General features: G+C 71.5%; 15 protein-coding genes. 10 read left to right on the top strand and 5 right to left on the bottom strand.

Features of this window, described 5'->3' with window-relative positions; all coding sequences use genetic code 11:
* Positions 1 to 113: 113 nt before the first annotated feature.
* The 3 genes from AB0J46_RS13435 to AB0J46_RS13425 form a co-directional block, all read right to left on the bottom strand.
* A complete protein-coding gene (locus tag AB0J46_RS13435) occupies positions 114 to 422 on the bottom strand; it encodes a hypothetical protein (protein ID WP_364330568.1) in 309 nt (102 codons plus the stop codon).
* 241 nt (positions 423 to 663) lie between these two features.
* Entirely contained in the window at positions 664 to 1,851 is a 1,188-nt protein-coding gene (locus tag AB0J46_RS13430) for an MFS transporter (protein WP_358288701.1), read from the bottom strand.
* A gap of 808 nt (positions 1,852 to 2,659) precedes the next feature.
* The gene (locus AB0J46_RS13425) at positions 2,660 to 3,169 is read right to left on the bottom strand and encodes a TetR/AcrR family transcriptional regulator (protein WP_352318933.1); all 510 of its coding nucleotides are present in this window, start codon (positions 3,167 to 3,169) and stop codon (positions 2,660 to 2,662) included.
* 53 nt (positions 3,170 to 3,222) lie between these two features.
* On the opposite strand from AB0J46_RS13425, the gene AB0J46_RS13420 reads away from it, so the two are divergent.
* On the top strand, positions 3,223 to 4,386 hold the full coding sequence (locus AB0J46_RS13420) for a cysteine desulfurase family protein (RefSeq protein WP_364330564.1): 1,164 nt from the start codon (positions 3,223 to 3,225) through the stop codon (positions 4,384 to 4,386).
* Here the strand turns inward: AB0J46_RS13420 and AB0J46_RS13415 are convergent.
* Positions 4,379 to 5,431: a DUF695 domain-containing protein gene (locus AB0J46_RS13415; RefSeq protein WP_364330561.1), complete on the bottom strand. Its 1,053-nt coding sequence runs from the start codon at positions 5,429 to 5,431 to the stop codon at positions 4,379 to 4,381. The genes AB0J46_RS13420 and AB0J46_RS13415 overlap by 8 nt on opposite strands.
* Positions 5,432 to 5,498: 67 nt before the next feature.
* Here AB0J46_RS13415 and mnmA point away from each other — a divergent pair, with 67 nt between their 5' ends.
* Positions 5,499 to 6,560 (top strand): tRNA 2-thiouridine(34) synthase MnmA, encoded by a 1,062-nt coding sequence (gene mnmA / locus AB0J46_RS13410; protein WP_352318938.1) that lies wholly within the window; start codon positions 5,499 to 5,501, stop codon positions 6,558 to 6,560.
* On the opposite strand, the gene AB0J46_RS13405 is transcribed toward mnmA, so the two are convergent.
* Positions 6,557 to 7,189 (bottom strand): MBL fold metallo-hydrolase, encoded by a 633-nt coding sequence (locus tag AB0J46_RS13405; protein ID WP_364330558.1) that lies wholly within the window; start codon positions 7,187 to 7,189, stop codon positions 6,557 to 6,559. The two genes, mnmA and AB0J46_RS13405, sit on opposite strands and share 4 nt — an antisense overlap.
* A 24-nt stretch (positions 7,190 to 7,213) precedes the next feature.
* Here AB0J46_RS13405 and AB0J46_RS13400 point away from each other — a divergent pair, with 24 nt between their 5' ends.
* The 8 genes from AB0J46_RS13400 to gatB all read left to right on the top strand — a co-directional run bounded on the left by AB0J46_RS13400 (position 7,214) and on the right by gatB (position 18,110).
* Complete coding sequence (locus tag AB0J46_RS13400) at positions 7,214 to 8,206, top strand: methionine synthase (protein WP_364330555.1); 993 nt, start codon at positions 7,214 to 7,216, stop codon at positions 8,204 to 8,206.
* A gap of 14 nt (positions 8,207 to 8,220) precedes the next feature.
* The gene (locus AB0J46_RS13395) at positions 8,221 to 8,640 is read left to right on the top strand and encodes a hypothetical protein (RefSeq protein WP_364330552.1); all 420 of its coding nucleotides are present in this window, start codon (positions 8,221 to 8,223) and stop codon (positions 8,638 to 8,640) included.
* 73 nt (positions 8,641 to 8,713) lie between these two features.
* A complete protein-coding gene (gene ligA, locus AB0J46_RS13390; protein ID WP_364330549.1) occupies positions 8,714 to 10,906 on the top strand; it encodes an NAD-dependent DNA ligase LigA in 2,193 nt (730 codons plus the stop codon).
* 229 nt (positions 10,907 to 11,135) lie between these two features.
* Positions 11,136 to 13,208: an EAL domain-containing protein gene (locus tag AB0J46_RS13385; protein ID WP_364330546.1), complete on the top strand. Its 2,073-nt coding sequence runs from the start codon at positions 11,136 to 11,138 to the stop codon at positions 13,206 to 13,208.
* Positions 13,209 to 13,290: 82 nt separating this feature from the next.
* Complete coding sequence (locus tag AB0J46_RS13380; protein WP_364330543.1) at positions 13,291 to 14,736, top strand: ATP-binding protein; 1,446 nt, start codon at positions 13,291 to 13,293, stop codon at positions 14,734 to 14,736.
* Positions 14,737 to 14,833: 97 nt separating this feature from the next.
* On the top strand, positions 14,834 to 15,133 hold the full coding sequence (gatC, locus tag AB0J46_RS13375; protein WP_101787882.1) for an Asp-tRNA(Asn)/Glu-tRNA(Gln) amidotransferase subunit GatC: 300 nt from the start codon (positions 14,834 to 14,836) through the stop codon (positions 15,131 to 15,133).
* Positions 15,130 to 16,620, top strand: coding sequence for an Asp-tRNA(Asn)/Glu-tRNA(Gln) amidotransferase subunit GatA (gatA, locus tag AB0J46_RS13370; protein ID WP_364330540.1), 1,491 nt, complete (start codon positions 15,130 to 15,132; stop codon positions 16,618 to 16,620). Before gatC ends, gatA begins: the two co-directional genes overlap by 4 nt.
* A gap of 2 nt (positions 16,621 to 16,622) precedes the next feature.
* Positions 16,623 to 18,110 carry an Asp-tRNA(Asn)/Glu-tRNA(Gln) amidotransferase subunit GatB gene (gene gatB / locus AB0J46_RS13365; protein ID WP_364330953.1) on the top strand — a complete coding sequence of 496 codons (1,488 nt, stop codon included), beginning with the start codon at positions 16,623 to 16,625 and terminating at the stop codon, positions 18,108 to 18,110.
* Positions 18,111 to 18,289: the final 179 nt, after the last annotated feature.

Here is an 18,289-nt window from a genome sequence, read left to right as displayed (position 1 = left end):
TAACCATTTGTATACAGATATACTCTTCTCATTTCGTAGCGCGCGCCGACGGCCTCCCGCCGGGCGTGGGGGCGCCCCCCCCACCCCCCCCCGCCCCCCCCGCCTCCGCCGTCTCAGGCGGATGCGACGAGCGCGGCCCGGGCGCCGGCCGCCTTCAGCGCCCATCCGGCCAGGACGCCCGCCAGCAGGGCGAAGCCGTGCAGGTCCAGCAGCGCGCACAGGACGACGGCGGCCACCGCTGCGACCGCGGGGAACAGCGGGGCGGGGACCCGGTCGCGGTGCGCCACGAGCTGGAAGCCGGCCCCGGCCAGGACGATCATGAGCACGACGCCGATCGTGCCGAACGCCGACAGGGTCCAGGCGCCCGACAGGACCGCGTAGAACGCGCCCAGCGAGCGTTCCATGGGGCCGGCGGCGGTCACGGCGAGGCCGCGTTGAACAGGGTGCCGAACACGCCGCCGTCCTGGACGACGAGCGCCGTCCCCAGCCGGATCGCGCATCCACCCGGTCTCCAGCCCCGGCACGGCGAACTGAAGCAAACTGGGAACCGCCATGCCGACGAGGACGACGGCGGTGACGTATGGCTTGAAAACCGCCTAAGCCTCGCACGCCATCCATGAATCGGACATGGATGGATGTACGAGGCTTGGCGTGACAAATGTCCTACGCGGCGACCTTCACCGGCTCCCGCACGGGAACGGCTCCGAACACCGGCGCCTCCCGCCTGGGCAGGAACCGCGACGCCACGGCGATCAGCACGCCCAGGAGGACCGCGATGCCGAGCGCGCCGCGCAGCGAGGTGGCGTCCGACAGGAAGCCGATCACCACCGGGCCGAGCAGCAGGCCCGCGTAGCCCATGGCGCCCGCCTGGGCGATGGCCGGTCCGGGTGCGTCGGTCGCGGTGCCCGCCAGGGACAGCGTCAGCGGCGCGATCGTCGCCACGCCGAGCCCGACGAAGAACATCGCCAGCACCGCCACCAGCGCCGCCGGAGCCATCAGCACGACCGTGAAGAACCCGGCCGTGGCCACGCCGGACACGCCCAGCATGCCGCGCACCCCGAACCGGGAGCGCAGCCGGTCACCGGTGAGCCTGGCCAGCAGCATGCCGGCCTCGAACACCGGGTAGCCGAGCGCGGCCAGCGCCTCGGGCGCGCCGAGCTCGTTGCGCATGTACAGGCCGTTCCAGTCGGCGACCACGCCCTCGACCATGAAGGCGAAGAACATGATCGCGCCGAGCAGGTAGACGATCGCCGGCATGCGGTGCCGGGCCGTGCGCGCCGCCTCCGTCGCCGGGGCCTCCGGCAGGTACGTACGGCCGATCAGCAGCGCGACCGGCAGCGAGACCAGGGCGACCAGCGCCAGGTTGGCGGTGAACGACAGGCCGGCGGCGATCGACAGGCTGCCCAGCGCGCCCGCCGAGATGGCGCCCACGCACCAGCCGGCGTGCATGCCGTTCATCAGCGGGCGGCCGTACGCCTGCTCGACGGTGGAGCCCTGGGCGTTCATGGCGACGTCCACGGTGCCGAAGGCCATGCCGAAGAACGTGGCGGCCACGATCAGGAGGGGCAGGTTCGGGGCGAAGGCGACGGCCAGCAGGCCGACCGCGGTGAGTGGGGCGCCGATCCGCAGAACCGCCCTGCTGCCCGCGCGGGCCATGATCCGTCGCATGGACTGCATGGTCACGAGGGCCCCGAGGCCCCATGCGAGGAGCACCGCGCCGACCGTGGACTCGGACAGGCCGAGTTTGTCGGTCAGGGCGGGGATGCGCACGGTCATCGTGCCCACCATCAGGCCGCCGAGGACGAAGGTGAGGATCGCCCCGTAGCGGGCCGTCCTCAGGTCGCGGGTCATAAGGCACACCTCTCACAAACTCGTTATTTCGCCACAAAACAGGCGCTCCCATGGGGGAGCGCCCAGGAAATCCGGGGGGATGAGCACTCGAAGGGACAAAACCACCAACCACCACGCGCCCGGCCCTCCGCCCCGGTTCGCCCGGCGTTCGGCCGGCCCCCACCGCCCGTGTGCCCGGCTGTGCGGGGGCAGGGCGACTCAAGCTGTTGATGGGGCTGCTGGGGGGCGTTGGCGGGCCGAGGCCGCGGCCCTTGGGTGGGTTGAGGCGGTTCGGGGCCCTTGGGTGGGCTGAGGCGCAGGCTGAGGGCGCGGGTGGGTGTCGAGCGGGTGGTGTCGGTGAGCGGGTGGCCGGTCGGCGTCGGTCGGGGTCAGCTCGTCCTGCTTGGTGAGCGACCCGGGCGCTCGATCGTGGCCCGCGTCATGACCGGACGGCCGGCCCTGCCGGGCTGACGGCCAGGCCGGTCGGTTACCGCCGCTCGGCCGCCGCCCGCGCCCTCCGGCCTACCGTCTGCCTGACGGGGGCCTGCGCGTCCGGCCTGCCCAGCCCGTACGGGCCGGTCTGACGGGGACGGCGGGCGCCGCCGGGGCGCTCGGTCTGGACGGGAAGCGGGCGAAGGCCGCGGGACAGGGGTCGTGGGAGCACGGGATCGTCATCGCGAGACCGCCCTCCCATCCGTTCCGGTCCATCACAGGAAACCGCGGAGAACCGCGGAAAGCTCCGTGATCGAAGCTCCGACACCTGAACCACGAGTGACCCTGCCACATTCCCGTGACCACGGTGACTCACGACACACGCGGACCAGACGGTTCAGCCGGGTTTGAGCAGCGCTCTCAGCCGGGCTTCGAGGGCACGCAGGTCCGCCTCCGAGTTGAGCTGCGGGTCATGGCTGGCCACGTCCCACAACCCTTCGCACGCCAGCCGCACGATCTGCGCGGCCAGCGGGTCGGGCTCGTCGCCCAGCCCCTCCCGGTGCCATCGCGACATCGCCTCTCGCAGCGGCGCGAGCAGGAAGAGGTTCCCCGACGCGCCCGTCACGACCGCCCATCGTCGCAGCCGCCCCGAGCGCACGGCGATCAGCGTGGCGCCGAGGTACCGCTCGGTGTACGTGCCGTCCGGCTGTGCGGCCATCAGGTCGTCGAACTCTTCGATCAGCCGTTCGACCATGCCCTTGATCAGGGCCTCTTTGGTGCCGAAGTGGTAAAGAAGGCCGCCCTTGCTCACCCCGGCCCGGTCGGCCACGGCGGACAGCGTCAGCGCGGCCGACCCCTGGTCGCACAGGAGGTCTTCCGCCGCGTCCAACAGCTCGTCCCTACGCATGCCTCAACTGTACCGTCCGGACGGTACAGTGGCAAACGAGATACCCTGATCTGGTGACACGACCGTCGGCCTATCTTGATCATGCGGCGACCACGCCCATGCTGCCCGAAGCGATCGAGGCCATGACGGAGCAACTCAAACGCGTCGGCAACGCCTCGTCGCTGCACGCCGCGGGCCGTCAGGTGCGCAGGGTCGTCGAGGAGTCCCGCGAGAGCATCGCCGACGCCCTGGGGGCCCGGCCGAGCGAGGTCGTGTTCACCTCGGGCGGCACCGAGGCCGACAACCTCGCCATCAAGGGCCTCTACTGGGCGCGCGGGCCCCGGCGGCGCATCCTGCTCAGCTCCGTCGAGCACCACGCCGCGCTCGACCCGGCCGCGTGGCTGGCCGAGAGCCAGGGCGCCGAGGTCGAGCTGCTCGACGTCGACGAACACGGCCGGGTCCATCCCGACACGCTGCGCGCCGCCATCGAGCGCGACCCCGACGACGTCGCCATGATCAGTGTCATGTGGGCCAACAACGAGGTGGGCACGGTCCAGCCGGTCCACGTGCTGGCGGCCGTCGCCCACGACCACGGCGTCCCGTTCCACACCGACGCGGTGCAGGCGATCGGGCAGCTCCCGGTGTCGTTCGCCGACTCCGGCGCCGACGCCCTCACGCTGACCGGCCACAAGGTCGGCGGCCCGATGGGCGTGGGCGCGCTGCTGCTGACCAGGGGGCTGACCCCGGTGTCGGTGCAGCACGGCGGGGGTCAGGAGCGCGACGTGCGCTCCGGCACCCTCGACGCGCCCGCCATCGCCGGCCTGGCCGCCGCCGTGCGGACCGCCGTCAAGGAGCAGGAGGCCCTGGGCCGCCGCCTGACGGCGCTGCGCGACGAGCTCATCCAGCGCGTCCGTCAGGCCGTCCCCGACGTCGTGCTCAACGGCGACCCGACCGGCCGGCTGCCCGGCAACGCCCACTTCTCCTTCCCCGGCTGCGAGGGCGACGCGCTGCTCATGCTGCTCGACGCCAAGGGCGTGGAGTGCTCGACCGGCTCGGCCTGCTCGGCGGGCGTGGCGCAGCCCTCGCACGTGCTGCTCGCGATGGGCGCCGACGCGGCGGCCGCGCGCGGCTCGCTCAGGTTCACCCTGGGCCACACCTCGACCGCCGCCGACGTCGACCGCCTGATCGAGGTGCTGCCCGCGGCCGTCGAGCGGGCCCGCAGGGCCGGGCTCAGCTGAGGAAGGGGGAGACCGCGGCCCAGGCGGGGTCGTCGCCCACGTCGACCCGCGGCTCGCCCTCCTGCCAGCTCACGATCAGCTCCTTGGCGTGGATCGCCGCGTCGGAGGCCGGGTCGGCGTAGACGTGGATGACCCGATGGCCGGCGGCGCTCAGGTGCGCGGCCAGCAGGGCGTCGTCGCGCAGTTCGAGCAGGCGGGCGGCCAGGCGCTCCTCGAAGTCGCTCAACGCCTTCAGCGAATCGCCGGCGGGCAGGCCGTCGGCGTCGCGGTGGGCGTACGGAAGGGTGATCTCGATGTGCTGGTCGAGCAGCGGGTGGTCGACGGGCCGCAGCGGGAAGCGCGCGGTGGCCACCAGCGGCGCGCCCTCGCCGGTCTGCCCTTCGAGCAGCAGCCACTCCTCGCCCTCATAGCCCGAGGCCAGGTCGGCGACCACGGCGGGCAGGTGGACGGCGGCGACCGCGTCGATCGGCTGGAACGTGGCGGGCGTGATCTCGCCCACCCATCTGGCGACGTCGTCCTCGCCCAGCAGCCGGTCGAGGGCGAGCAGCGTCGCCTCCAGGCGGGTCTCCTCGTCGAGCTCGCCGAAGATCGGGTGGTGGGCGGTCACGTCGACGCGCGGCTGGTTGCGCGGCACGCGCAGCCCGAAGACCAGCTTGTCGAGCGCGAACTCGAACCCGCCCACGTCGAGCGTCAGCTCCAGCGCCTGCGGGTTGGCCTGCCGCGACGGATGGAACTCCCACAGCAGGTCGGCCGGCGGCGCGGCCCTGGCCCAGCGGTGGGCGAGCGAGCGCAGCTCGGCGTCGCCGGCCGCGGTCACCACCAGGGCGTGCGCGGCGTTCCTGCCGGGCGCCACCTCCCAGACCAGGCCGGGGTCGATCGCGGCCACGGCGGGGGCGACCAGCTCCTCGATGCCGTCGGCGGTGCCCGCCGCCACCAGCGAGTCGAGCCGCGGCCTGGCCTCCTGCCACCACGCCCAGAACGCGGCCACGCCGTCGCCGGGCCGGCCGGCCTCTTCGTCTTCGTCCTTGCGCCCGAACAGTCGCATGCGCTGAATCCTTCCAGACGGAGCCGATGGCCGCGCACTCCCCGCCGGACAGTACGCTGGAACGGTCATGGGACTGCGTGTGCTTGCCGCCATGTCGGGCGGCGTCGATTCCGCCGTGGCCGCCGCCCGGATCGCCGAGGCCGGTCACGACGTCACTGGTGTGCATCTGGCCCTGTCGGCCAACCCTCAATCCCACCGCACGGGCGCGCGGGGTTGCTGCACGATCGAGGACTCCCGCGACGCGCGGCGGGCCGCCGACGTGATCGGCATCCCGTTCTACATCTGGGACATGGCCGAGAGGTTCCAGCGCGACGTGGTGGAGGACTTCGTGGCCGAGTACGCCGCGGGCCGCACCCCCAACCCGTGCCTGCGGTGCAACGAGAAGATCAAGTTCGAGGCGGTGCTCGACCGGGCGCTCGCCCTCGGCTTCGACGCCGTCGCCACCGGCCACCACGCCAAGCTGTCCGACGGCGTGCTGTCCAGGAGCGTCGACCAGGGCAAGGACCAGTCGTACGTGCTGGGGGTGCTCACCCGTGAGCAGCTCAGCCACGCGATCTTCCCGCTCGGCGGCTCCACCAAGGCCGAGGTGCGCGAGGAGGCCGCCCGGCGCGGCCTGACCGTCGCCGACAAGCCCGACAGTCACGACATCTGCTTCATCGCCGACGGCGACACCCGCGGCTTCCTGGCCGGCCGGCTCGGCGCCGAGGAGGGCCCGATCGTCGACCAGGAGGGCGCGGTGGTGGGCACCCACCAGGGCGCCCACGGCTTCACGGTCGGCCAGCGCAAGGGCCTGCGCATCGATCGTCCGGCCGCCGACGGCAGGCCGCGCTACGTGTTGTCGATCGAGCCGGTCTCCAACACGGTCACGGTCGGCCCGCGCTCGGCGCTGGAGGTCACCTCGATCTCCTGCGTCCGCCCTGTCTGGAACGGCCCGTCCCGCCTCGACGACCTGACCGTACAGCTCAGGGCCCACGGCGAGGTCTACGGCTGCCGCTTCGAGGAGGAGGCGGGCGGCGGCCTGCGCATCGACCTCGACCGCCCGGCCACCGGCGTCGCGGCGGGCCAGGCGGCCGTGCTCTACTCCGGCGACACGGTCATCGGCTCGGCCACCATCGTCTCGGCCGCCTAGGGCAGCGTCACCGACTCACCGACCTTGAGCCGGCGCATGTCGGCGCCCTGCTTGTCCGACTCCAGCTCCAGGTAGGTGTCCACCAGCGACAGACCGATGTCGTTGAGCAGGCCGTCGTGCGTGGAGAACGCGCGGGCCGGGCGCACCGTGCGCAGGTACTCGACCATCTCGCTGAGCTTCATCCAAGGGGCGTTGGTCGGCGCGAGGAGGGTGGGCACCTCGACGCCGGGCAAGGTGAGCGCGTCGCCGGGATAGAACACCTCGTCGTCGAGCATGAAACCGACATTCTGCACGACGGGCGCATCGGGGTGGTTCTTGCTGTGCCACTCGCCGAACGCCTTCACCCGGAAACCCGCCGCGTCGAAGGCGTCGCCGTGCCGGACCACCTGGACCTTGACCGGCACGTCGGTCAGCTGGGCCGCGACGCCCTCGCACGTCCAGACCTCGACCCCGGCGGGAGCGGCCTTCAGCTTCTCGATGTCGAAGTGGTCGAAGTGCTGGTGGGTGATCAGGACCGCGTCGACGCCGTCGAGAACCGGCTCCTGCGAGAAGGTGCCCGGATCGATGACCAGGACCTTGCCGTTCTTCTCAAGGCGTACGCAGGCGTGCGTGAGTTTGGTGAGCTCCATTCGGCAGAGCCTACGCTTGTGCCCATGTCTACGTGGGAAGCCACCGGGGTCGGGTCACATCCGGGTGAGGATCATCTTGAGGCGATCCGTGTCGTGTTCGGCGAGTTGCCCGGCCTGCCGTACCTGCCGGAGCTGCCGGCCCGCGGGGTCGGCGCCGACATGATCGGCAGGACGGCCGGGCTGCTGATCGACCTGCCGGTCGAGGTGCAGCCGTCCGGGTGGCGGCTGGCCGACCGGCCGGGCCGCGACCATCAGCGGGCCGTCGATCACCTGCGCCGCGACCTCGACGGGCTGGAGGAGGTCGCGCACGACTACACCGGGCCGTTCAAGCTGCAGGTGTGCGGGCCGTGGACGCTGGCCGGGTCCCTTGAGCTGAAGTACGGCGACAAGATGCTCTCCGACGCGGGCGCCGTGCGCGACCTGGTCGCGTCGCTGGCCCAGGGGGTCGCCGACCACTGCGCCGAGGTGCGGCGGCGGCTGCCGGGGGTCACCGAGATCGTGCTGCAGCTCGACGAGCCGGGGCTGCCGGGCGTGCTGGCGGGCACGGTCCCGACCGCGTCGGGGTTCGGGCGGCTGGCGGCGGTCGAGGAGTGGCGGGTGGAGGAGTCGCTGCGGCTGTTCCCCGATGCCGTGGTCCACTGCTGCGCGCCCGGGGTGCCCTACGCGCTGCTGCGGCGGGCCGGTGCGCGCGCGGTGTCGGTCGACGCGTCGCTGCTGCGCCGCAGGGACGACGACCAGCTCGGCGAGCTCTTCGAGGCCGGGGCGGGCCTGCTGCTCGGCGTCGTGCCGGGCAGAGACGTCGCGCTGCCGGACACCGGGGTGGTCGCCAGGCCCGCGGTGGAGCTGTGGCGGCGGCTCGGGTTCGCCCCCGACGGGCTGGCCGCCAAGGTCACGCTGACGCCCGCCTGCGGCCTGGCCGGAGCCTCGCCCCGCTACGCGCGGGCGGCCCTGGCGGCGTGCAGGAAGGCCGCCCAGGTGCTCAAGGACGATCCGGCAAGCGGGATGCAAGGCGGCTGAGTAGCGTCCTTGCCATGATTGCTCGCGCTCTGGCCGTCGGTGCCGCCATGCTGATCGCGTCCGCCTCGATCGCCGTCCCCGCCGGGGCCTCGGCCAACCCGGAGATCTGGAGCTGGGGGCCGATCTACTCGGCCGACCGGGCCGGGAAGGCCAAGGGCAAGGTCCTGCTCGACCGGCCGGGGTTCGTGGTCAGCGGCGGGCTGTACGACTTCCCCGGCCGTACCGGGTGCTCGTGGCTGCAGCTGCGCTGGGTCAAGGACGGCGGCGGCGAGGGGCGCAAGACGTACCGCAACTGCTCGGGCGCCAAGCCGCTGGAGTTCTCGCTCAAGACCGGCTACATGCTCTCCGTCGAGGGCAGGGTCTGCCGGGGCACGGCAAGGAAGATCACCGGTAACTGCTCGGTCTGGGAAGGCGTCTGGGCCCAGGGCGGATGACCGGGGGAGTCGTTCCTGTCGGGGCCCGGCGGTAGCGTTTCCTCAGCGTGTCCGACGTGGAAGGAGACCCAGCGTGAGCGAGCGTGACACCGAGGTCGGGGGCGTGCCCGTGGCCGCGCTCAAGCGGCATGCGGAGCTGAGCGAGCTGGTCGAGGACGCGCGCTGGCGCTACTACGTGCTCGACCAGCCCACGGTCAGCGACGCGCAGTTCGACGAGTGGTTCCGCGAGCTGCTCACGCTGGAGCAGGCCCATCCCGAGCTGCAGACGCCCGACTCGCCCACCCAGAAGGTGGGCCCGCCGGTCTCGGGCGACTTCGCCAAGGTCAGCCACCTCAACCGCATGGAGAGCCTCGACAACGCCTTCAACCAGGCCGACATGGCCGCCTGGATGGCCCGCGTAGAGCGGCTGGCCGAGCGCGACCCGGGGCCCTACCTGTGCGAGCTGAAGATCGACGGGCTGGCCATCGCGCTGGTCTACCGCGACGGCAGGCTGGAGCGCGGCGCGACCCGGGGCGACGGCCGGGTCGGCGACGACGTCACGGCCAACGTGCGCACGATCAAGGGGGTGCCCCACCGGCTCAAGGGCGAGGGAATCCCGAGCCTGGTCGAGGTGCGCGGCGAGGTCTACATCCCGGTCGAGGGCTTCAAGCAGCTCAACGAGCAGCTCGTGGAGCAGGGCAGGCCGCCGTTCGCCAACCCGCGCAACTCGGCGGCGGGCACGCTGCGGCAGAAGGACGCGCGCGTCACCGCCCAGCGGCCGCTGCGCATGCTCGTCCACGGCATCGGCGTCTGGGAGGGCTCGGCCGTGCCGCGCGCCCAGTCGGAGGTCTACGAGCGGCTGCGGGAGTTCGGGCTGCCGGTCAGCGACCTGTTCAAGGTGGTGCCCGGCCTCACCGAGGTCGACGAGTTCATCGAGCACTACCGGGTGCACCGGCACGATCCGGCTTACGAGATCGACGGGGTCGTGGTCAAGGTCGACGACTTCCGCACGCAGCGGGAGCTCGGGTCCACCTCGCGGGCCCCGCGCTGGGCGATCGCCTACAAATACCCGCCGGAGGAGGTCAACACCAAGCTGCTCGACATCCAGGTGGGGGTGGGCCGCACCGGCCGCGTCACGCCGTACGCGGTGATGGAGCCCATCGTGGTCGCGGGCTCGACCGTCGAGCGGGCCACCCTGCACAACGCGGCCACGGTGATCAAGAAGGGCGTGCTGGTCGGCGACACCGTGGTGCTGCGCAAGGCGGGCGACGTCATCCCCGAGATCGTCGGGGCGGTCACGGCGTTGCGCGACGGCTCCGAGCGGGAGTTCGTCATGCCGACCCACTGCCCCGAGTGCGGCACCGAGCTGGCCTACGAGAAGGAGGGCGACGCAGACCTGCGCTGCCCCAACGCCCGCAGCTGCCCCGCCCAGATCCGCGAGCGCCTCTACTTCGCGGCCGGCCGGCGCGCGCTCGACATCGACGGGCTGGGTTACGTGGCGGCGACCGCGCTCACCCAGCCGGTGCCGCCGCAGGAGCCCGTCCTGCGCACCGAGGCCGATCTGTTCGACCTGACGATCGAGCAGCTCATGCCCATCCGGTCGGTCGTCCGCGACCAGGACACCGGCCTGCCCAAGCTCGACCCCGAGACCGGCGAGCAGAAGGTCGTCTCCCTGTTCTCCAACCTCGACGGCGGGCCCAGCCAGGCCGCCCGCACGCTGGTCGACGAGCTCGCCCGCGCCAGGTCGGCGCCGCTCGCGCAGGTGCTGGTCGCGCTGTCGATCCGGCACGTCGGGCCGCCGACGGCGCGCGACCTCGCCGACTCCATGCGATCGATCGACGCCATCATGAACGCCTCCGAGGAGGAGCTGGCCTCGGTCAAGGGCATCGGGCCGCGGGTGGCGGCGACGATCCGGGAGTGGTTCGAGGTCGACTGGCACCGGGAGATCGTCGAGCGGTGGCGGCGGGCCGGGGTGCGGATGGACGACGGCCCCGCTCCGGAGAAGACGGAGCCCCAGATCCTGGAGGGGCTGACGTTCGTGGTCACCGGGACGCTGGAGGCGTACACCCGCGACACCGCGTCCGAGGCGCTGACCAGCCGGGGCGGGAAGGTGGCCGGATCGGTGTCGAAGAAGACGTCGTTCCTGGTGGCGGGCGAGAACGCCGGGTCGAAGTATGACAAGGCGGTCAGCCTGAAGGTGCCGATCCTCGACGAGCAGGGGTTCGAGCTGCTGCTGAAGGAGGGCCCGGAGGCCGCGGCGCGCGTGGCGGTCGTCGAGGAGACGTAGCGAAGCCCGGCTCGCCCTTGCGGCGGGGCTGGTATTCGGTGGCCCCGCGGATGCGCACCCGGCGGGCTGGGGATCAGTGTCGTGTACGGACTGTCGATGACCGCGCTACCCATAGTGGTTTTTGGGTATATGTCGGAAAGGAGAAGTGACGGAACGTACGCGCTTGGTTTCGCGAAGTGGGGTGAAGGTCGTACCCTCCCATAGTGACCTAATGGGGGTTCTGTTACCGATGACTGACCCAACCGACACCCGTGACACCGGTCCACGCGTCGGCACGCCGCTCTGGGCGTTCCTCGCGGGCATCACCGTGATCGGCTTCACCGCGCTGGTCGTGGCCATGCTCAGGCTGGATCCGGTCGCGCTGGCGGAGCTCGCCCGCACCCCGTTGTTCTGGGTGCTGGCGGTGCTGGTGATGCTGGGCGAGCTGCGGCCCGTGATGGTGTCCTCGGCGACCGCGGTCGGCGGCACGTACCCGTCGACCATGTTCACCTTCGCGGTGCTGCTGCACTTCGGGCTGTCCACCGCCGTGCTCATGCAGGCCGTCGCGATCGCCATGAACGGCGTCGTGACGCGCAAGGCGTGGCACCGGGTCATGTTCAACGTCGCCCAGTCCACCCTCGCGCTCACCGCCGCGGCCGTGGTGCTCGGGCTGTTCGGCGTCGTGCCGGGCCCGGCCGTGCCGTGGACGCCCAGCGGGGCCGACCTGCCGGCGATCGCGCTGGCCGGGGTGGCCTACTTCGCCACCAGGGCCGCGCTCGTGTCCGGGGCGGTCGCCCTGCACGAGCGGCGTTCGATCGTCCGCGTGCTGCGGGTCACCGCCGGGCCGCAGGGGCTCGTCTACACCGCCCTGCTGGGCCTCGCGCCGCTGGTCGTCGTGGTGATGGACCATTCGCCCGGCCTCGTGCCGCTCTTCGTCGCCCCCCTCGCCGCCGTCTACTTCACCGCCACGCTGTCCATGCGCCGCGACCACCAGGCCCTGCACGACGAGCTGACCGGCCTGCCCAACCGCAAGATGCTCATCGTCAGCACGGAGGAGGCGCTGGCCGAGTCCCGCCAGGACGAGCGGGTCGGGCTGTTCCTCCTCGACCTCGACCGGTTCAAGGAGGTCAACGACACGATGGGCCATCCGGTGGGCGACCGCCTGCTGCAGATGGTGGCCCACCGGCTGACCCACTCCGTGCGTCCGGGCGACGTGGTGGCCAGGCTCGGCGGCGACGAGTTCGCCGTGCTGCTGCCCTCGATCCGGGACGCCAACGCCGCCAGGGAGGTGGCCGCCAGGCTGCGGGCCGCCCTGACCGAGCCGGTACGCCTGGAGGGCATGAGCTTCGACCTCGACGGCTCGGTAGGCATCGCGCTCTTCCCCGACCACGCCCCCGACTTCGAGCTGCTGCTGCAACGCGCCGACGTGGCCATGTACCTGGCCAAGGAAGGGCGTACCGGGGTAGAGCTCTACCAGCCCGACAAAGACCGCAACTCGCCCGAACGGCTCAACCTGCTGGGCGATCTGCGCCGCGCCATCGACAACCGCGAGCTGCAACTGCACTACCAGCCCAAGGTCAGCCTGGCCGGTGGCGCGGTGACCGGGGTGGAGGCCCTGCTGCGCTGGTGCCATCCGGTGCACGGGCCGATCCCGCCGTCCGACTTCGTCCCGCTGGCCGAGCAGACGTACCTGATGCGCCTGCTCACCGAATACGTCATCGAGGCCGCTCTTGAGCAGGCCGCCCGCTGGTGGCACACCGGCCTGCAGGTGCAGATCTCGGTCAACATCTCCGCCCGCGACCTGCTCGACGCGGCGCTGCCCGAGCAGCTGGAGGTCGGCCTGACCCGGTACGGCCTGCCGCCCGCCGCCATCCAGCTGGAGGTCACCGAGCGCATCCTGACCGGCGACCAGGCCTACACCCAGGAGACCATCAAGGCGCTGGCCACGCTCGGCGTCCCGCTGTCCCTTGACGACTTCGGCACCGGCTACTCCTCGCTGATCAGGCTCCAGCGCCTGGCGGTCTCCGAGGTCAAGATCGACGCCTCGTTCGTCCGCCGCATCGCCGAGTCCGAGGACGACGACCGCATCGTCCGCTCGATCGTCGACCTGGTGCGCTCACTCGGCCTGCGCTCGGTCGCCGAGGGCGTGGAGTCCGACGACGTCGCGCTGCGGCTGGCCGAGATGGGCTGCGACCTGGGCCAGGGCTGGCTGTTCTGCCAGCCCATGCCGGCCGCCGAAGCCACCGCCTGGCTCCGGGGCCGCTGCGAGGTGGCGCCGGCGATCGAGGTCGGCTACCAGAGCGAGGTCACTCAGACGGCCTGAGTCGTTACAGAACTGTACTTCGTCGAAGTACACTTCGTCGAAGTACCCTTCGTCGAAGTACAGTTCGATGTCTGGAGGCGCCTTGATACCGAAGCCTGAACGGATCTTCGCGCGCGACTCCGAATGGGAGGCCCTGTCCGCCTTCGTCGAGCGTGTCGGGCCTCGGCCCCGGCCTCGGCTCGGCGTCGTCAGCGGCAGGCGCCGCCAGGGCAAGACGTTCCTGGTGGAGTCGCTCGCACGTAAGACGGGCGGCTTCTATTTCGGCGCGACGGAGGGCACCCCGACCGAGTCACTGAACCTCTTCGCCGCCGCTCTGGCCCGGTACATGGGGGCTTCGGCGCCGTTCCGCTTCGCGACCTGGGACGAGGCGATCGGCCAGCTCTTCGCCGTCAGCGCCGAGCGCCGCGCTCTCATGGTGATCGACGAGTTCCCCTACCTCAGCAAGGCGTCGCCGGCCCTGCCCTCGATCATCCAGCAGGCCGTCGACCGGGCGGTCTTCGACGAAGTGCCGGCGTCCCTGCTGTTGTGCGGCTCGGCGATGTCCGTGATGGGCCGGCTCCTGGCGGGCAACGCGCCGTTGAGGGGGCGGGCTTCCATGGAACTCGCGATCCGGCCGTTCGACTACCGCCTCGCCGCGCAGTACTGGGGAATCACTGATCCGCAGTTGGCCGTGAAGGTACACGCGGTCACCGGCGGGACCCCCGCGTACCTGCCTCTGGCCAACGACGACAGGCCGGACGGCCTGGAGGACTTCGACGACTGGGTGCGGCGCACGGTGCTCTCGCCCTTGACCCCGCTCTTCAAGGAGGCCCGCTACCTTCTCGAGGAGGAGGCGGAGGTGCGGGACTCCGCCATGTACAAGTCCGTGCTGGCTGCCGTGGCCACCGGAAACGGCACCCGGGGCGGCATCGCGAGCTATGTGGGGCGCAAGGCGTCCGACATCGGCCATCATCTCAACGTGCTGGAGGACAGCGACCTGCTCCGCAGGGAGGTGGACGTCTTCCGCTCCTCGCGATCGGTCTACCGCGTGTGTGAGCCGCTCATCCACTTCTACGAGGTCGTGATGCGACCCCAGTGGGGGCCGCTGGAGAGCGGCCGGGCCGAGTTCGTGTGGCAGGACGGCCAGGCCAGTTTCAGCGACCAGGTGCTCGGCCCGCACTTCGAGGAGATGTGCCGCCAGTTCCACCTGCTTGAATTCGAAGTCTTGGGAGAGCTGCCGGGCGAGATCGGCGCGGGTACCGTCGTCGATCCCGTACGGCACGAGCAGATCCAGATCGACGTCGCGGTCTTCGCGCCCGCGATGCGCGGCGAGCGCAAGCGGGTGTTGTCGCTGGGCGAGGTGAAATGGGGCAAGGTCATGGGGCACCGGCACGTCGCCCGGCTCAGGAGGGCACGCGACCTGCTCGACGCCAAGGGATTCGACGTGCGGGACGCCAAACTGGTCTGCTACGGCGGGGCGGGATTCGAGGCCGGGCTGGCCCAGGAGAGCGACGTGCTGGCCATCGGCCTGGACCAGCTCTACGGATGAGTGTGTTTCCACCGGGTTAAGGGTTCGGGCCTGCGGCGTCAAGCCCCCTAGGATGGCAGTGTCCCAAACTCCATCCACGAAACGGGTTCAACGACTCATGTCCGCCATAACCCGCGACGAGGTCGCGCACCTGGCCCGGTTGTCCAGGCTGGCGCTCACCGACGACGAGCTCGACCACTACGCCACCCAGCTCGATGCCATCATCGAGTCGGTCGCGAAGGTGGCCGAGGTCGCCGCCGAGGACGTGCCGCCTTCGTCGCACGCGCTTCCGCTGACCAATGTCTTCCGTGCCGACGAGGTGCGACAGTCCCTGACGCCCGAGCAGGCCCTTTCCGGCGCTCCGGCCGTCGAGGACGACCGCTTCCGTGTGCCGCGCATCCTCGGGGAGGAGGCATGAGTCTGATCCGCAAGACCGCCGCCGAGCTGGGCGCGATGATCGCCGCGGGCGAGGTGTCGGCCGCCGAGGTGGCCGAGGCGCACCTCGACCGCATGGCCGAGGTGGAGCCCAAGGTCCAGGCGTTCCTGCACGTCGACCGGGAGACCACCCTTGAGCAGGCGCGGGCGGTCGACGCCCGGCTGCGTGCGGGCGAGAAGCTCGGGCCGCTGGCCGGGGTGCCGGTCGCGCACAAGGACATCTTCGCCACCCGCGACATGCCGACCACGGCCGGGTCCAAGATCCTCGAAGGGTGGCGGCCGCCGTACGACGCGACCGTGACCGCGCGCCTGCGCGCGGCCGGGCTGGTCATCCTCGGCAAGACGAACCTCGACGAGTTCGCCATGGGCTCCTCCACGGAGAACTCCGCCTACCACCCCACCCGCAACCCGTGGGACCTGGACAGGATCCCGGGCGGCTCGTCCGGCGGGTCCAGCGCGGCCGTTGCCGCGTACGAGGCGCCGCTGTCCACGGGCACCGACACCGGCGGCTCGATCCGGCAGCCCGCCGCCGTCACCGGCATCGTGGGCATGAAGCCCACTTACGGCGGTTCGTCCCGGTACGGGCTGATCGCGTTCGCGAGCTCGCTCGACACGCCGGGGCCGTTCGCGCGGAACGTGCTCGACGCGGCGCTGCTGCAGGAGGCGTTCTCCGGGCACGACCCGATGGACTCCACGTCGGTCGACGCGCCGGTCCCGAGCGTCGTCGAGGCGGCCAGGAACCCTGACGTGTCCGGCATGCGCATCGGCGTGGTCAAGGAGTTCGCCGGCGAGGGCTACCAGCCGGGCGTGCTGGCCCGCTACCACGAGGTCGTCAAGCTGCTGGAGTCGCTGGGCGCCACGGTCGTCGAGGTGTCCTGCCCGTCGTTCACGACCGCGCTGCCGGCGTACTACCTGATCGCGCCGTCGGAGTGCTCGTCCAACCTGGCCCGCTTCGACGCCATGCGTTACGGCCTGCGCGTCGGCGACGACGGCACCCGCAGCGCCGAGGAGGTCATGGCGCTGACCAGGGCGGCCGGGTTCGGCCCCGAGGTCAAGCGGCGCATCATGCTGGGCACGTACGCGCTGTCCAGCGGCTACTACGACGCCTACTACGGCCAGGCGCAGAAGGTGCGCACGGTCATCTCGCGCGAGTTCGAGGCGGCCTACGAGCAGGTCGACGTGCTGGTCTCGCCGACCACGCCGACCACGGCGTTCCGGCTGGGCGAGCGCACCGACGACCCGATGGCGATGTACCTCGCCGACCTGTGCACCATCCCGTCCAACCTCGCGGGCAACGCGGCCATCTCGGTGCCGTGCGGCCTGGCCGACGAGGACAACCTGCCGGTCGGCCTGCAGATCATGGCCCCGGTTCTGGCCGACGACCGTTGTTACCGCGTCGGCGCCGCCGTCGAGAAGGCCCTGGAGAGCCGCTGGGGCGGCCCGCTGCTGAAGGAGGCCCCGTCGCTATGACCATGGTCTATGACGAAGCGCTCGACAGGTTCGAGCCGGTGCTCGGGCTGGAGACGCACGTCGAGCTCGGCACCAAGTCGAAGATGTTCTGCGGCTGCAAGACCGCCTTCGGCGCCCCGGCCAACACCCAGGTCTGCCCGACCTGCCTGGCGCTGCCCGGCTCGCTGCCCGTGGCCAACGCCATGGCGATCGAGTCGACGATCCGCATCGGCCTGGCGCTGAACTGCTCGATCGCCGAATGGTGCCGCTTCGCCCGGAAGAACTACTTCTATCCGGACATGCCGAAGAACTACCAGATCTCCCAGTACGACGAGCCGCTCTGCTTCGACGGCTACGTCGACGTCGAGGTCAACGGCGAGACCGTGCGCATCGAGATCGAGCGCGTGCACCTGGAGGAGGACACCGGCAAGTCCACCCACGTGGGCGGCGCGACCGGCCGCATCCACGGGGCCGACTACTCGATCGTCGACTACAACCGCGCGGGCATCCCGCTGGTGGAGATCGTCACCAAGCCCATCCCGGGCACCGACCGGCTCGCGCCGGAGGTGGCCAAGGCGTACGTCACCGAGCTGCGCGAGATCATGCGCTCGCTCGGCGTGTCCGACGTGCGCATGGAGGAGGGCTCGCTGCGCTGCGACGTCAACGTCTCGCTCATGCCGCGCGGGTCGTCGGAGTGGGGCACCCGCACCGAGACCAAGAACGTCAACTCGCTGCGCAGCGTCGAGCGGGCGGTGCGCAGCGAGATCGAGCGCCAGGCGGGGGTCCTCGCCGAGGGTGGCAAGATCATCCAGGAGACGCGGCACTTCCACGAGGACACCGGCACCACCACGTCCGGCCGGTCCAAGGAGGAGGCCCAGGACTACCGGTACTTCCCGGAGCCCGACCTGGTGCCGATCGAGCCCGACCCGGCGTGGGTCGCCGAGCTGAAGGCTGCGCTGCCCGAGCTGCCGTCGGTCAAGCGCAAGCGGCTGCAGGCCGAGTGGGGTCTGTCCGACCTCGACATGCAGGCCATGCACAACGCCGACGCGATCGACCTGGTCGAGGCCACGGTCGCGGCCGGCGCCCCGGCGGCCGACGCGCGCAAGTGGTGGATGGGCGAGCTGGCGCGGCGCGCCAACGAGAGCGGCGTCGCGCTGGCCGAGCTGCCCATCACGCCGGCCCAGATCGCCAGGGTCACCGAGCTGGTGGCCTCGGGCGCGCTCAACGACAAGCTCGCCCGGGAGGTGCTCGAAGGCGTGCTGGCCGGTGAGGGCACGCCCGACGAGGTGGTCGAGGCGCGCGGCCTGCAGATCGTCAACGACGAGGGCGAGCTGTCGGCGATCATCGACCAGGTGCTGGCCGACAACGCGGACGCGGCCGAGAAGGTGCGGTCCGGGAAGGTCGCCGCCGCCGGTGCGCTGGTGGGCGGCGTGATGAAGGCCAGCCGCGGCAAGGCCGACGCGGCCCGCGCCCGGCAGCTCATCCTGGAGAAGCTGGGCGTCTCGGAGTAGGCGCGGTTCATCCGCGGGGCCCCTGGTGGTCCCGCGGATCCGCGCACGTGCGGCGGGGCCCTGGTGGTCCCGCCGATCCGGACATATCGGCGGAGCCACCGAGGGGGCGCCGTGCCTTCCGCGTGTCGTGCCGACGGAAGGCGGGTCCCAAGAACCACCGGACGACGTTCCCGGTGGGC

This window comes from Nonomuraea sp. NPDC049758, from assembly GCF_040674635.1.
Classification (GTDB): domain Bacteria; phylum Actinomycetota; class Actinomycetes; order Streptosporangiales; family Streptosporangiaceae; genus Nonomuraea.
The sequence above is the reverse complement of the archived record's forward strand: the minus strand, read 5'-3'. Positions and strand labels throughout refer to the sequence as shown.